General features: G+C 61.0%; 10 protein-coding genes. 3 read left to right on the top strand and 7 right to left on the bottom strand.

The features are described 5' to 3' along the window. Positions 1–33 precede the first annotated feature (33 nt). Complete coding sequence (locus LDN85_RS05520; protein WP_346347058.1) at positions 34–1,125, top strand: LacI family DNA-binding transcriptional regulator; 1,092 nt, start codon at positions 34–36, stop codon at positions 1,123–1,125. A gap of 41 nt (positions 1,126–1,166) precedes the next feature. Here the strand turns inward: LDN85_RS05520 and LDN85_RS05515 are convergent, their stop codons facing one another. Continuing rightward, positions 1,167–3,455 carry an alkaline phosphatase family protein gene (locus LDN85_RS05515; RefSeq protein ID WP_081733632.1) on the bottom strand — a complete coding sequence of 763 codons (2,289 nt, stop codon included), beginning with the start codon at positions 3,453–3,455 and terminating at the stop codon, positions 1,167–1,169. Between the two features lie 466 nt (positions 3,456–3,921). Here LDN85_RS05515 and LDN85_RS05510 point away from each other — a divergent pair, with 466 nt between their 5' ends. Together LDN85_RS05510 and LDN85_RS05505 are read left to right on the top strand one after the other, a co-directional pair. After that, entirely contained in the window at positions 3,922–4,959 is a 1,038-nt protein-coding gene (locus tag LDN85_RS05510; protein WP_026543158.1) for a Gfo/Idh/MocA family oxidoreductase, read from the top strand. A gap of 123 nt (positions 4,960–5,082) precedes the next feature. Continuing rightward, a complete protein-coding gene (locus LDN85_RS05505; RefSeq protein WP_081733444.1) occupies positions 5,083–6,213 on the top strand; it encodes a LacI family DNA-binding transcriptional regulator in 1,131 nt (376 codons plus the stop codon). A gap of 32 nt (positions 6,214–6,245) precedes the next feature. Here the strand turns inward: LDN85_RS05505 and LDN85_RS05500 are convergent, their stop codons facing one another. The 6 genes from LDN85_RS05500 to LDN85_RS05475 all read right to left on the bottom strand — a co-directional run bounded on the left by LDN85_RS05500 (position 6,246) and on the right by LDN85_RS05475 (position 15,937). Then, positions 6,246–7,148: a carbohydrate ABC transporter permease gene (locus LDN85_RS05500; protein WP_026543159.1), complete on the bottom strand. Its 903-nt coding sequence runs from the start codon at positions 7,146–7,148 to the stop codon at positions 6,246–6,248. After that, on the bottom strand, positions 7,145–8,155 hold the full coding sequence (locus LDN85_RS05495; RefSeq protein ID WP_223944800.1) for a sugar ABC transporter permease: 1,011 nt from the start codon (positions 8,153–8,155) through the stop codon (positions 7,145–7,147). Before LDN85_RS05495 ends, LDN85_RS05500 begins: the two co-directional genes overlap by 4 nt. Positions 8,156–8,271: 116 nt before the next feature. Beyond that, on the bottom strand, positions 8,272–9,588 hold the full coding sequence (locus LDN85_RS05490) for an extracellular solute-binding protein (protein WP_026543161.1): 1,317 nt from the start codon (positions 9,586–9,588) through the stop codon (positions 8,272–8,274). Between the two features lie 235 nt (positions 9,589–9,823). Further along, on the bottom strand, positions 9,824–10,837 hold the full coding sequence (locus LDN85_RS05485) for a hypothetical protein (protein ID WP_223945424.1): 1,014 nt from the start codon (positions 10,835–10,837) through the stop codon (positions 9,824–9,826). 84 nt (positions 10,838–10,921) lie between these two features. Next, a complete protein-coding gene (locus LDN85_RS05480) occupies positions 10,922–11,545 on the bottom strand; it encodes a hypothetical protein (RefSeq protein WP_026548075.1) in 624 nt (207 codons plus the stop codon). Between the two features lie 99 nt (positions 11,546–11,644). Beyond that, the gene (locus LDN85_RS05475; protein WP_081733445.1) at positions 11,645–15,937 is read right to left on the bottom strand and encodes a glycoside hydrolase; all 4,293 of its coding nucleotides are present in this window, start codon (positions 15,935–15,937) and stop codon (positions 11,645–11,647) included. Between the last annotated feature and the right edge of the window lie 68 nt (positions 15,938–16,005).

Below are 16,005 nucleotides of genomic sequence, written 5' to 3'. Positions count from 1 at the left end.
CAAACATTCTTGAAAGAAGATTAGCATGTTTAGGTGAACATACAAGAGGATGCCGCAGACGGTGTTAGCCCTGCCAGCACGTCGCACACCAGCGATTCAGCCTTGGTCAGGAGTGCCCGAGCTGCACGTGGCCCCTCAATCGGCGATGTTGCACGAGCAGCCGGAGTTTCCGCCCAGACCGTCTCCCGCGTATCCAACGGCCTGACGAATGTTGAAGAAAAGACCAAGCAGCGGGTGCTGGACGCCATGAAACAACTGGGCTATCGACCCAACAGGGCCGCCCGCGCACTCAAGAGCGGTCAGTTCAAATCCATAGGCGTCATCATGTTCAATCTCTCGACCTACGGCAACAGACGCACCCTGGATGCGATCGCCACGGCTGCGTCACAGGCCGGCTACTCGGTGAACCTCATCCCCCTCCACGATCCCACTACGGGTACCGTGACAGGTGCCTACACCCGGCTGAAGGAACAGGATGTGGACGGGGTGGTCATCATCTTCGAGGCGCACCTGTTTGATCGTGCGGACATTACGTTGCCCGAGGACCTCCCCGCTGTGGTCATCGACTCAAGCCCCGGTTACGGCTATCCCATGGTGGATACAGACCAAGCCGAGGGTGCGCGCTTTGCTACCGAGCACCTCCTCGACCTAGGCCACCAGCAGGTTTGGCACATAGGGGGCCCGGTGTCCTCCTTTTCTGCCAGGCACCGGGAAGAGTCCTGGAGACGGACGCTGGACGAGGCAGGCATCGAAGCGCCCACGGTCCTTCATGGAGATTGGTCCACCGAATCCGGATACCAGGTGGGGATGGAGCTCGGCCGCGATCGGGAAGTCACCGCAATCTTCGCCGCGAACGATCAGATGGCGCTCGGGGCAATGCGAGCCCTTCATGAACTTGGGCGCCTCATCCCGGAGGATGTCAGCGTTGTGGGATTTGATGACCTCGAGGAATCCACGTCCTTCTGGCCTCCGCTGACCACCATCCGTCAAGACTTCCTCGCAGTTGGCCGGGTGAGTATTGAAAAGCTGCTACAGCAGATCGCCGGAAACACCCCGGCCAGCGCCGTCACCACGGTGCCGACGCGCCTCATGGTGCGCCAAAGCACGGCCGCGCCGGCCCGTTAGGGCAGCGCGACCGTACTGGCCTAACGGGCCGGCGCGGCCGCTTACGGGCAGTTGGCGCCGGTGTAAGGAACTGTCGAGGTGAATCCCGCAGACTCATCCGGTACACCCGAGGTGACACTGACGGAGCCGGCTGGGAGCACCGCGGCACGGCTGTTGAAAGCGATAGAAGCGCTCTTCCCCGGGGCTACCCCGGCAAAGGACTTGGCCCCGTACGCAGTATCCACAGCGATAGTCAGAGCCTCTGCCATGGTGTTCTGCACTGAGACCGCGAGGTATGCCTTGTTTCCGATGCATCGCACGGCGGTGGTGGCCGAATGCGTGGGCTGGTTACCGGTTTCCCCAGGGGTCGCGGCACTGACAATGAGCCAGCTCAACTGCACATCAGAGGAGCGCGTCTTGCTGAGCGTAAAGGTGAGTTCGCCGTTCTCGCCAACGGTGACGTTGCCGTAGGCCTCGGTCTGGTTCTCCGAAGAGTAGTCATGGTCGGCTTCGCGGACCTCATTGTTAATGGTCACCTTGGCGCCGCGATTGTCCCAGGACCAGGGATCGGCATACCCGGCGTGAACCGCGTACATGCCCGGCTGAAGGTTTCCGAACCGGTAGGTCAGGTCCCGGCTGGACACGGCGTACCGCAACGTTGAGAACATGTCCCCGCTGGATTCGCCGCTGCTCCCACTACCGGAGCTTTCGTATCCCCAAGGCGCTCCGCCGGCCGGGTCCGCACCGAAGGGCTGATCGGCCGCACTGTTGAGGAGACCGCCGTCCTGGGCGGCCGCACCGGTCAGCGACAGCCAGTCAGACGTCTGCTGTCCGCCGGCGTTGACCACGTAACGGATGTCGGACGCCTCGATCGCGTCCTGGATACCCACCGCGTCCACAGCCCAGAAGGAACTGTTCTCTCCCGTGTAACGGAACCGGAACTGCGCCGTCGTGGCTCCTGTGGGCACAGTGAAGGGCAGCTTCTCCACCGTATTCGTCGCCGTGGAGTAACTCTTCAGCGTCTGGGTGGCCCCGGTATCGAAGGTTACTGTGACCGTGGCTGACTGGGGACCATCGATGGCATAGTTGGTTGCGTAGCTGAGGCTCGCGCGCCGCAGCCCGTCAACGGGAAAAGCGGGACTGACCAGCGTCGAGTCGAACTGACCGGACGCGTGCTGCTTGTCGTCCCATTCGTCCGAGTCAGCCACCGCGATCACGTCGCGGCCACGTACTGTGGTTTCACGGCGCTGATCGCGATCGGCCGCTGACCAGAAGTCATCCGTGGCAAAGGTCCACCCCCGCCACTCCGCAGTCCCACCGCTGGGCATTGCCGAGTTATCGATGGACCACCCCATGGGCGTCGCCTTGGTCCACCCGAGAGTGCCCGCGGGGATCGCGGTCTCATCGACGCCGGGCTGCAGAACTGGGCGGAGAGAGTCGAAGGCATCATGGATGAGGCTGCCAACGGATGTTCCATCGAGATTCCATTCGGACTTCACTGGCACGCCCGCGGCGGCCATGATGGTGGGGGCAACGTCCACAAGCTTTTCGTCGTACCGGGTGACGTTCGCGGCGATTCCTTTGCCAACCATCGTGGTAAATACTCGCCGCTCCCCCGCGGAGCTTCCGCCGTGGCCTCCTGCGGGGGTGTGACCATGGTCTGTGGTGACAACAACCGTCCATTCCTCATTGGTTGGGCGTGCCGCCACCGCGTCCATGACTTGGCCAATCCTTGCGTCCGCTATGGCAAGAGCCGCGCCGTAGTCAGCGCCGCCGGTGCCCACACGGTGCCCCACCGTGTCCACGTCCTCCAGGTAGAAGAAGAGATCGTCAACTGAGCCAGTGGAGATTGCGTCCACTGCGGCTGTCGTTGTGTCCGCATCGGTGGAGAATTTGGTCCGCACGTCCACACCCGGACCGAAAATGGTGGCGGTAATCGGCTGCCACGTTCCCATTGCCGCGGTCTTGCGCGACGGAGATGCCGCATTGATGCGTGTCAGGTAGTCCGGGTAAGAGCCAAATTTTGGAGAGCCAAACCCGTTGTCCAGGACGTTGTGCTTGTCCGGCCAGACGCCGGTGGCTATGGTTGCCCATCCCGGCCCGGAGGACGTCTCCGCCATTGGCTGGGTATACAGGTTGCTGACCGACGTTGTGCCCTGAGCACGCAGGGCATCCAACCGAGGCATCTCTGCCGGGCCCAGCGAATTGAAGGCTGCCCCGTCAATCCCGATAATCAGCGTCTTCGCAATGGGCGCCTCGGCGGCGATCACGGGCGCGCTGGACAAGACTGTGCCGGTAAGTGCCACGGCCGTAGCCGCGACCCCCGCCCACAGACGTAGATGGTTTGCCATGGAGTGGTTCTCACGATCTCTAGGGTGCTCGTGATGCAGCGACCAGCTGCCAGGGAGTGCCCCACCAACACCCGAAATCGTCTGCACCGACGAATGATTACGTAAACATTGAAGGGTTACCCGGCGTCATTGTCAAGGGTGGGAACCGCGACCAGCCACGACAAGGGCGTAGTCGCGGACTAACCGCCGACGTCCCCGTCGAAGGCGCTTGGACTACCCGCGTACAATGTACTATTTTGGTAGCTATTGTTTGATAATGGTGCAATCCTTAGGGTGGATCGGGTTCGTTCTGAAGCTTCTTGTCGCTGGACGCACAGGCCGCTTCCGTGCCGTCGACGACGCACCCTGACGGGCTTCCCGAACAACAACGCCCGGGACACCGCTGCGCTTTCCCCAAGACCGCTGTCTGCTCCCCCCCATCAGTTTCGTTGCGCACCAAGGCGCAGAATGAAGGAATGGTCCATCGATGTTTCCGGCCACGTTTCCCAAGCCTCAGCTCTTCTCCCCCGGCAAAGACGCTCCGGCGTTGGGTTGGGGGCTGCTTGCGCCTGGATGGATAGCGGACCTTTTCGTGTCTGCCATGCACCAGCACACTGACCAACGATTCGTCGCCGTCGGCTCCCGGTCTGCTGACCGTGCACGATCATTCTCAGTGCAGCACAGTATTGCCAGGGCGTACGACTCGTATGAGCAGCTCGTCGCCGACCCCGAGGTTGACGTGGTCTACATAGCTGCGCCGCAAAGTGAGCACTTAACGCTGGGGCGCCTGTCTATCGCTGCCGGAAAGCACACTTTGATCGAAAAGCCGTTGGCGACCACTGCCGACGAAGCCCGAGCGCTGGCCGCGGCGGCTCAAAATGCCGGAGTCCTACTGATGGAGGCGCTGTGGAGCCGCTACCTACCGCAGACCTCCGTGGTGCGCACTCTGGTCAACGACGGGTTCCTCGGGGATGTCCGTTCTGTGGTCGCCGATCACGGCCAGGCCATTCCTGGCTACCCGCATCATCGCCTTCACCGCCGTGAACTGGGCGGAGGAGCACTGCTCGACCTCGGCATCTACCCCGTACAACTGGATTCGATGGTACTGGGGAAGCCACAATCGATCACGGCGATCGGCGGTCTGCTCGATACCGGCGTCGACGCCTTCTCCACTCTTGTGCTTGGACATGGGCGTGATGTCCAATCCACCCTCACCACCAGTCTTGCCGTCCGCACTCCGTCCACCGCAGTCATCTCCGGCACACAAGCGAGTATCGAGATGGATGGTTCCTTTTACATGCCGACCACTTTCCGCCTCGCGGGCAACGATGGTGACGCAATGGTGTGGAACGATACGACCGGGGTGACGTCCATGGCCGGGCTGTCTTGGGAAGCGACGGCATTGGCGCGATTCGTTGGTGAAGGCCGTATTGAATCACCCCTCCATACTCTGGACGAGACCATCTCCATCCTCGAGACACTTGACGAAGCGCGCCGTCAGCTCCATGAATCCGCATCGCTTTAGACAACCCGTCCTTCCGTAGGCGCCGACCTCCCGGCCGTTCCGGCACTGGAGGCCTTTTGGGCAACATTTGGAAATATCTACGCAAACAGGACTGAAAGTGACAGTACCTTTGTTTAGGTGAACATGGATCAGGAGAACACAAGCATCGAGGCTCCGGCGGGAGAGTCCAAGCAGTCCAGGAAGCTCGCGGCCAAGAAGCGCGCCGCCAGGGGCCCATCCATTGGGGACGTGGCAAAGGCCGCAGGCGTGTCCGCACAAACGGTTTCCAGGGTTTCCAACGGACTCACCAACGTCGAAGAATCCACTAGGAACAGAGTCCTCGATGCAATGAAGGAACTTGGCTACCGGCCCAACAGAGCCGCGCGTGCACTGAAGAGCGGCCAGTTCAAATCCATCGGCGTCGTCATGTTCACGCTCTCCAGCTTCGGCAACATGCGCACCCTGGACGCCATTGCGACCGCTGCCTCACGGGCTGGCTATTCAGTGACGCTCATACCCGTGCAGGATCCCACTACCGGAACCGTGTCCGGGGCTTACGAAAGACTGCGCGAACAGCAAGTGGACGGTGTGGTGATCATCTTCGAGGCCCACCTCCTGGATGAAGCTGACATATCTCTTCCTGAGGACCTCCCGGCAGTGGTGATCGATTCCAATGCCGGTTTCGGCTATCCCATGGTGGATACCGACCAGGCCCAGGGTGCACGGTTCGCTACCCAGCACCTTCTGGACCTTGGCCACCAACAGGTGTGGCATATCGGTGGGCCCACCACCTCTTTCTCGGCGACGCACCGGGAAGAGTCATGGCAGCGGACATTGGAAGAAGCCGGGATTGAGGCTCCCCCGGTCCTCCATGGCGACTGGTCCACAGAATCCGGCTACCAAATCGGCTTGGAGCTTGCGGGCAACCCGGATGTCACCGCCATTTTTGCCGCCAATGACCAAATGGCCCTGGGGGCAATGCGGGCTCTGCACGAACAAGGACGGAGCATCCCGGACGATGTCAGCATTGTGGGATTCGACGACTTGGACGAGTCCACCTCCTTCTGGCCGCCTCTGACAACCATCCACCAGGATTTCTACGCCGTGGGCCGCCTGAGCATCGAAAACCTGCTTCAGCAGATTGCCGGCACCGGTTCGGTGGACGATTTCACCACGGTGCCTACCAGCATGGTGGTGCGCAAGAGCACTGCCGCTCCCCCTGCCAGCGCAAGGCCACCTGCCCGGAAAAAGCGCGTAGCTGCGGATAAGGGCTAGCCCTCCTCCGCAGCTACACCGTTCAATACTGCTTACCCCTTGCTTGCGCCCAGGGTAAGCCCGGCCACGAACTGTCGTTGCAGGACCAGGTAGATGATCATGGTGGGAATCAAGGTGATCATGGCACCGGCCGCGATCAGGTTGTAGTTGCTCAGGAACTGGCCCTGAAGGTTGTTGATAGCGGTGGTGATCGGGAGCCTGTCACCGCTCTGGATAAACAGCAACGGCCAGAAGAAGTCGTTGTAGATGAAGATGACTTGAAGCGTGCCCAGTGCTGCGAGTGCCGGACGGCAGAGTGGCATGATGATGTTCCAGTACTGCCGCCAGATTCCAGCGCCATCCACCAACGCAGCTTCCGTCAGGTCTTGCGGCAGGGCTTTCATGTAATTGGAGAGCACAAAGGTGCAGAAGCCAATCTGGAAAGCAGTGTCCACGATGATGACAGCTATGTAGGTATTGAGCAGGTTACCGGAGTCGCTGATGGAGTACGGCAGGGAAACATGTTTGAACATCTCAAACAGCGGTGCTGCAAGGACCTGCGGTGGCAGGAGGTTGCCGGCGGTGAACATGATCAGCAGCGTGATGTTGAACTTCCAGCTCACCCGCGATACTGCAAAAGCCATCATGGACGCGAAGAGAAGCGTCAGCAGGACGGTGGGAACGGTGATCAGGACTGAGTTAAGGAAGTACTTCGAGAATCCTCCCTGGTTCCACGCCTGGACGAAGTTCTCGAAGCCGAAGCTGCCGCCGAAGCTGAAGTAGCCGTATTTGTCGGTGTCCTCTTTGGGACGGAGCGCCGTATAGAGCGACCAGAGCAGCGGCACAAGCCAGATGGCGGCCATGACGATGAGGAAGATGTGAGTGCCATAGTGGCGTTTGCCGGTCTTGCCGGTCCTGCCGTTCTGGACTGGAAGGGTACGGGCGATGGTGCTCATGCCTCTTTCTCCTTGCCGAAGGTGCGGATGAGGTAGAAGACAATCGGTACCAAGGAAATCACGAGCAGTACCACGGCCAATGCTGAACCGACGCCGATCACCTGTCCTTCACCGATCAGGTTTTGGATCACCAGGGCGCTGAGCAGTTCAAGCCCGTTGGTGCCGCGGTTGATGACATAGACAATGTCAAAAGCGCGGAGGGACTCAATGATGGTGATGACCACGATCACGATGTTGACCGGGCGCATGGCGGGGAAGACTACTCGGAAGAAGGTCTGGACAGCATTTGCGCCGTCAATCGACGCTGCTTCCCTGAGGGCGGGGTCAACACCCTTCAGGCCAGCCAAGTAAAGGATCATGACGTAGCCTGCGTGGCGCCACGTAGCTGCGATCATGGCGGCCCAGATGTTGACGTTCGAATCACCGAACCAGTCCACGGCCTGGGGCGTGCCGGCCGTACCGAGCAGGAAGTTCAGCAGACCGCTGTCGCGGTTGTAGAAGAGCTGCCAGATGATACCGATCAATGCCAGGGAGAGCATGACGGGCGTGAAGAAGATGCTTTGGTAGATCTTGCTTCCCCGGATCTTCTGGTCCAGGAGCACAGCGAGCAGAAGGCCCAGCGGCGTTGCAATCAGGGCCAGGAAAGCCAGCCACAGCACGTTGTGCTGCATGGCCGGCCAGAACGGTGGGTAGTTCTGGCTGATGAACTCATAGTTTTCCGTCCCGGCAGACTTGATGTCTGCCAAGTCCAGCCCGTTCCATCGGGTGAAGCTCAGCCCAATTGAGGCCAGGGTGGGCAACCAAACGAACAGCAGCTGAATGAGCGTTGGAAGGCCCACCATGATGCCAAGGACGATTTTGTCCCTGCGGCTCAGGCGGCGAACCTTCCTGGACTTATTGCGCTTTCTTCCGGCAGTTGCCGGCGAGGCGTGTGCTGCCCCGCGTTGGGCGCCCCCTGCAGGGGGCCCACTGTTCGGGGAGGCCGGTTTTTCGGCTGTGGTACTCATGGGAATTCCTTTGGTATTCGTCGCACAGGGGCCGGCCGCGGTGCGACCCGCGGCCGACCCTTGCTCGGGAAGCCTGGCCGGTTGACCAGCAACCGTAGATCCAGGGCAGTCCTGCGCTATTGGGCCGCGTAGAGCGACTTTGCCTGCGCTTCCAGATTCTTCACGTCGACGCTTCCATCCTTAATGAAGGATTGAAGAGCCGGGATCATGACGTTGTTGGCCATGGCCGGCAACGCATCGCGGTCCAGGAACTGGCTGATGTACTTCGCGTTGGCAATGGTGTCCGCACACTTCTTGTTCAAAGCAGAGTACTTGGACGCGTCAGCGCCCTTCACCGTTGCGATGTTGGAGGTATCCACGGCCGCATAGGCGTCCTGGCCCTCAGGAGTTCCCATGAAGGCAAGGTAGTCGCGGGCTGCCTGATTCTCGCCACCCTTCTTCGACAGCAGCAGGCCATCGATCGGAGCCTCAACGGCGTCAGTGCCTTCCATGGCGATCTCGGGGAACGGGAAGAAGTCGATGTCCGCCAGAACTGCGGGATCCGTGAACTGCTGTGTCACGAATGAGCCCAGGAGATACATGCCGGTCTTCTTGGCCTCGAGGGCTTTGGCTGCGTCCTGCCAAGTCTGCCCCAGTGCTGCGGGGTCCTGGAACGGCAGGAGTGCTTTCCAGGTATCGAAGACGTCGCTGACCTTCTTCTGATCCCAGCTTTCCTTGTGGGCAGTAAGGTCTACGTGGAACTGGTACCCGTTGAGCCGCATGTTGATGTAGTCGAAGGTGCCCATGGCCGGCCAGCCGTCTTTGTCGGCGAAGCCGATCGGGATGATGCCATCGGCCTTCATCTTGGCCGACAAGGTTGTCAGCTCATCGAAAGTGGCCGGAACCGCGTAGCCCTTTTCTGCCCAGAGACTCTTCCGGTAGAAGAAGCCCCATGGATAGTTGTAGTTGGGAACCAGGTACATTTTTCCGTCAGGACCGGTGGAAGCCTTCTTGATGGCGTCGGAGAAGTTTCCGCCGATCTTCTCCCAGACGTCGTCGACGGGAGCTAGCAGGCCCTTCTCGGCGTAGTACTGCATGCGGTAACCGGCGAACCAGGTGAAGGAGTCATCCGGGCTGCCCTGCAAGTAGGAGTTGATCTTGTTCTGAAAGTCGTTGTGGGGAACCACGTTGGTCACCACGTCGAAGCCCGACTTTTTGGTGAAGGCGTCCGTTACTGCCTTGTAGGCAGCGCGGGGAACTTCGTCCGATGAACCCGAGCCGAAGGTGAGGCTTTTTGATGAAGCACCAGGCGCGGGTCCGGAACCACCCGTGCATGCTGACAGCAAAGGGATGCCGGAGGCGGCGACGGCGCCAATTCCAAGTGTCTTGAGGAAGGTTCGCCGTCCTGGACCGGCGCCTTCCGCCGCCTGGAACGGGCCAAGATTTACAGCCATGATTACTCCTTTGGATCGTGGTTCTTCGTGAGACTGTCCAACATCCGGATGCGCACCGTGAGATAGCTCAAGTGTGGGCCTGTGGAAGCAGAAAGTCGCCGGATCTAATCAACATTCTTGTGGATGTTCACGTAAACATTGAGTTGCAAGAAGTTTACGTAAACATCGTTGGTTTGACAAGGGATTTCTGCTGCATTCCGGTAGTTTTACGGGAGCGCGGCAAGCACCCCCGATATCAGGGGGTTCCCGCTTCCCGACGCCCGGCCTCGCGGGCCTCCTCCACCAGCCGGACCAGCTCCTTCTTCCGCCGCTTGCGCCCCCGGAAGAGACCCGCAAACAGAAGCAACAAAGCAACAAGAACGGCGAGCTGCGGCCACGGAATCGCCCAGAGCGCCACATTTTCCCACACCGGGTCCAGCGTCTGAGTGGCACCGTCAGGGGCAATCACCCCTTGCGAGACCGTCACTGGCAAGGTCATCATGCCCAGCGGCCACACCTGAGGGACGTGGATGCTGACGGATCGACGGTCTCCGGGCAGCAATTCGAGAGTTCGGGCTTCGTCGGTCCCAGCGGCCGGCCACCGGGCGTCGTTCACCATAGTGGAAGGGTCCACGGATAAACGGACGTTGCCCGTGTTCTCTAGGTCAACCGTGAGGTCCGCAGATCCGGGTTCCAAGGGATTCCACGACGTATCGTAGCTAGCGGTTGCCTTCATGCTCAGCGCGGGTTTTACCTCGCCTTTTACCCGAGTCATGACCCGGAACCCGACGCGGCTCTCCACGCCCAGTTGAGTCCCGTCCGAGCCACCTTGTGAATAGATCGAGGCAGCTATACCCGCTGCATGATCGCCTGGCGTCGCGTTGTCCGGGACCGTCACCGTGAACGGCACCACGGCGGTACTTCCCGCCGCTACGGTGACCGTCTTGTCCATGGAGATCCAGGTACCTGCAGCTACCGACTGTTTGTCGCCAGGGAGCATGTTGAAGCGGCCGGCCGGAGTGAAGTACCCATCAGCCGCAGTGAGAGAGAAAGTGACGTCCCTGTCGCTGAGGTTTCTGACCGCCAAATATTCATCCACGCTCACCCCGGAATCGAGTTCCAGTTCCACCCACGAGCGGCCGTCAGGGCCGGTAGCATCCGCGGGAGTCACGGCCCACGTGACCGGACTTGCCGTGGGATCACCGGTGGTGGCAAAGCCGGCCGGCGCAAAAGCGGCGCTGACAAAGATTACAGATGCCACAAGGTACATGGCCACGACAAGCCGCCTTGGGGCAGTACGACCGGCCCGCCCCAGCATTGGGAGCCTCATAGGATGAAGATACCTCCGGCGCATCTATTCAAACAGGGACAGAGTGAGCTTCGCGGTGTAGTCGCCCGGCGCCACGGCTGCAGGCGTCTTCATGAACAAGTCAGCGTTGGCTGTCCACTGCCCTTCAGTGGCAATTGCTCCCGAATCCAAAGCCAGCGCGAGCAGTTCCTGGTCCACCAGGCCTACTGCGTTGGCGCCGGAATCCATCGAGGTGTTCACCTGGTCGCCTTCGGCTACCTGACCGGACGCGCCGCCGTCGATGACTTTCGGTGCCCAGCCCAGGTGGGAGGCGCCTATGGCAGGTTGTCCCGCGCCGCCGGCGAAATCGGTTGAGGTACCCAGCACGTACCAGCCGGCACCGGCAGGGATCTCATCCGGGGACCGGGTATCTGTCACCGTCACGGTAGGCAGGGTGCCCTTGAACTGCCGCACCGTGGGTGTGGAGCCATCCTCAGTCAGGGCCGTGGCGGTGCCCGCCACGCTCATGGCCAACACACCGCCGTCTACGATTTCGGTAATGCCGACATTGACATCGACGTCCTGATCGCCGTGGTTCTGGTCTGCCATCGCCATTCCGGCGACACCCAGCAACAATGCCGTTGCAGTCGAAATGGCTGCGCCTCGGGCCAGGAATTTATGTCGGTTCACTTTTCATGCTTCTTTCACGAAGGTCCGGCGATTCAGCCGGGAAGGTTGGGGGCTAAAGAGGCTGGTGGCCCGCCAATCAGGCGGGCCACCAGCGTCAGGTTAGTTGCAGGATGCTGCGTTGTAGGCGGCGTTCGCTGTCACTGTCACGGCTTGTCCGTTCACTGTGGCCTTGGCTTCAACGGCCACGGTGCCTGCTGGTACCGAAGCAGCACGGGTGCTGAAGGCGTGGAGCGCGTTCTTGCCCGGCTTGACCTCAGCGAAGGTCTTGGTTCCGTAGACCGACGTGAAGGTAGCCTGAACCGACTTGGTGTCGTTGTTCGTCAGTTGCGCGGTCACGGTGACCTTGCCGGCAACACACTTGGTGCTTGCCACTGCGGTGACCTTCAACTGCGGTGCGGTCTCGGTGAGCACCGGGTTGGCGATCATCAGCCAGCTCAACTGCACATCCGGACCACGGGTGGGGCTCAGCGAGAAAGTCAGCTTCCCGTCCGTGCCCACCGTGACGTTCTGGTAGGCCGCGGACTGGTAGTCGCCGCTGTAGTCGTGATCAGCCTCAACCACTGCACCGTTGACGGTGACCTTCGCTCCGCGGTCATCCCACTGGGCCCACGGATCGTAGTAACCGGCGTAAACCGTGTAGGTACCCGGAGCCAGATTATTGAACTTGTAGCTCAGGTCCCGGCCAGCTGCTGCGTAACGGAGGGTGGTGAAGATGTTGTCATCAGCGGTGCCTGTCACGCCGCTGCCTTCACTTTCATAACCCCAGCTCTTGCCCGTGACCGGGTCAGCACCGAACGGCTGGTCCGCTGCACTGTTCAGGACAGGACCGCCCTGGGCTGCCGCTGCCTTCAAGGCGGTCCAGTCAGCGGTCTGCTGCCCACCGGCATTCACTGCGTACTGAACACCATCCGGAACCACCGGGATGGTCCGGGTGAACGTCCGGTTACCGAAGCCGGGAAGCGTGCCCGTGGCAGTAATGACGCCCACGGTGTTCGTGTTGCCACTGACCTGCCAGGTCACCGGCTGGGTGGAGCTCTGCCCGTTCTGGGTGACCGTCACGGAGTTCACACTGAAGGTTGAGCCCACAGCCAGGCTGGCAGGAACACCTGAGACGTCCCATGCAGCGTTCGCGTCGAGGTCCTCAAGTTTCCACTCAGACGGGGCCTTCACTGCCAGGGTCTTGCCGCCTTCGCCCATCTGGATAGGCATCCACACCATGGGTGCCGTGGCCAGGGCCTGGTCCGATCCGCCGTTCCAGCGGTCACCCATATAGATGAACTTGCCGTTAGCCGGGTCTACGGGGATCACCGAGGACGGCTGGGAGTTGTTGGAGTTCCAGGACACGTCACTGCTGAACGGATCTCCCTTGTCGGTCCACTCCCCCAGGATGCTGGTGGCCGTGCCGTACCGTGACGGGTTGGGCGACCAACCAGTGGTTCCCGAAGAGATGATGAAGTAGCGGCCGTTGTATTTCATGATGGCCGGTGATTCACGGGACTGGTTGACGAAGGCCCGCCGGAAGTCCACACCCTCCAACGCGGTGTCCGGCGAAGCGGACAGGTAGGTGTAGTCAGCGTTGAGCTTGGAGATGAACATGGTGGCGTTTTCTTCGCTGGAGTAGATGATGTAGCCCGTGCCATCGTCATCCACGAAGAGGTTCATGTCCCTGGCCATGCCCGGGTTATTCGGAGCCTTGTTGGTGGGATCGCCGGCCGCTGCCTTGTGAAGGCGGTAGCTGTCGATGTACCGGAACGGCCCGAAGGGCGAATCGGAGATTGCTACGCCGGCGTTGGCTTTGGCGTACTGAGCGGTAGACCACGACGACGGTCCGTCAGCGTGCACCCACATGACCCACTTGTTGGTGGCAGCATTGTAGATGACCTTGGGTCGCTCAAGGATCGGCGGGGTCTGGCCATTCACAGGAACCGTACCGAGGTCACGGTAGACGGCGTCCTTCTGCTCCGTGGTGTAACCCGAGTACAGGTTCTGGAAGTACGGATCCGAGTCGATTTGCCCGCGTGAGGACAACGTCTTCAGCGCAACTCCCTCGTCCTTCCAGTTATAGAGATCGTAGGAGCTGTAGCCGTGCACGCCCGGTGCCGAGTGGTAGCCGTTGGTACGGTCTTCGCCGTACAGGTAGTAGATGGTCTTGCCGGCGGAATCCTTGGACGTGACCACCTGACCACCGTGGGCTTGGATCAGATTGCCGTTGTTGTCCCGCCAGTCCTGGCCGGGCCGGAAGCTGTTGTAGCCGGTGCCCTCGCTGGCGTTCCGGAGGGTGAAGGTCTGGTTGGCCCCGCCGTTGGAGGTCCATAGCCCGATCCAAGCACCTTCGTGCGTGGAGTTGTTCGAGACGTCCAGGACCTGGTGAAGGCCAGCATTCAGGAGGCTGAACGAGCTACCGTCCGTGGTGCTGAACAACCACTGCGCCGAGCTATCCGTGCGGGCTTCCTCATCGGTGATGCTGCGCAGCGTGGTGCCATTGGAATCAGCGGCCAAAGCGCGGCCATCGGCGAGCCTGAGGACAAAACGGTCACGGGTGGTGCCGTCTTCATCAGCGATGAGGGTTGCCTTCCACACCTGATTGCCGCCAGCCACCGAATCAGAGAGCACCGTCTTGGGAGATCCGTCCGAAGCCGAAACTGCGCGGCCACTCTGAACTCCAACGAAGCTGTAGGACTGTCCATCCTGTACCGCCGGCGCATCGGCAGCGACGCCGGATGCCCCGTTGACCACGAAGGTGGTGACGGACTTGGCAGGAACAGTCAGCGTCGCCGAGCGCGTTCCGGCGTCGACGGCCACGGCGGCACCACTGACAAGTGCGTTGGCCGTCGGGTCGCCGGACGGAGACTGGGTGGTCACCACCGGGGTAACCGTTGCACCAGCGGCGATCGTTGCGAACTTGGACAAGTCCACCTTGATGGTCTTGGCCTGGTCGGAATCGTTGGTGTGCACCATCGACAGGCCGGAACCATCGGCCTTCAGCGCAGATGTGGTCTTGCCGTCGCTGGTGGGAATGATCCGGTCACCCGGTGCGATGTAATGGGTGAAGTTGCGGATGGTGTTGTACTTCGAGTTCACCGTGGTGCGGCACGAAGGATCTGCGGCGCCTGCAGCCAAACGCCGCACGGAGTCGCCGTCGGCGTTGCAGTCGAAGTCGATGAAGACGGATCCCCAGTTCTTCTTCTCGCCCAGTTCCATGTTGTAGAGGTCTTCAACCGGCTGCCACAGCACCCAGGACTCAGGATCGAGCTCACGGAGGTCATCTGTTATGCGGGTGGCCATGCCCAGACCGTTTTCGATGCTTTCCGGGTTCCAGGAGTCACCGCCCCAGTTGCCTTCGACTTCGCTCATGGACAGCGGCTTGTCCGTTGCCTTGGCGATGTCGCGAACCGCGAGGCGGTCGCCAGTGGAGTAGGTGTGGACGTTCAGCTGGCTGACAGCCTCCTTGGTTTCCGGAGTCCAGCCGTTCCAATCTTCCAGGAAGCGGCTCGGCGACGTCTCATCCGGACCGGAGACCTTGGCCTCAGTGGCGGTGCCGGGCTCGGCGAGCTCGGCAGCCATGGCGGTCAGCACCTGGGACTGCAGGGCGGGGCCTGCGTGAGCACCCTCTTGGCCTCCCCCATTGGGCAGCCCGTTGCCACCGAAGGTGGTCTTCCAGTAGTTGGTGTTGGGTTCGTTGAGGGGGTTGATCGTGTCGAAACTGATGCCTTCAGTTTCTTCGACGTGTTCCGCTACCTTTTTGACGTAATTGACGAACTTATCGATGGCGGCGGGCTTGATCTGGTCGGCGTTGGGGTCCGTACCGCCACTGACGTAGCCGCTTTCGGTCATGAAGTAGGGCGGGGAGTTGCTGAAGGCCTCCCACGTGGTGACTTTGTCCTTGATGGCCGCGATCCAGGCGCGCTGGGAGGCATCGGCGTCGAGGTTGTAATCGGAGTCGTTCTCGCCGGTCCACGCGGCCAGGAAACGGTCCCGATCAGCGTAGTTGGTGGTGATCGGCCCGGCCTGGTCAGAGAGGCCCGTATTCGGGTTCCACCAGCCGGGAACGGCGCCACCCGGACGGAGGTAGTCGGGGATGTCAGTGGCATTGCCGCCACCCACGTTGTAGCGGGCGATGTTGAGGTTCAGGCCGTCGTCACCGAAGACCTTGTCAATCAGATCGTTCCGGATGGCTTCCGGGTACTGGCCTGTGGCGTTGGCCATCCAGACCAGGCTGGTGCCCCAGCCTTTGAACGACGGCCCGGCCTGTGCGGGGTTGGGGGTCAGGACAAGATCCTCAGCAGCGGAGGCTGGCGAGGCTAGTAGTGGCAGGGTGCCCAGTGCGAGGGTTGAAGCCGCTAGGGCCGCGATTAAACGATGACGCGACGATGCGTGCGAGCTCGACAACATTGTCTAAATCCAATCCGTTCATGTTTACGTGAACATAGAAGAGGTTTACGTAAACATACAGTGACGCA

The sequence above is a fragment of the Arthrobacter sp. StoSoilB20 genome (genome assembly GCF_019977295.1).
Lineage (GTDB): Bacteria > Actinomycetota > Actinomycetes > Actinomycetales > Micrococcaceae > Arthrobacter > Arthrobacter nicotinovorans_A.
Note: the sequence above shows the minus strand (reverse complement) of the source record. Positions and strands in the feature narration are given on the sequence as shown.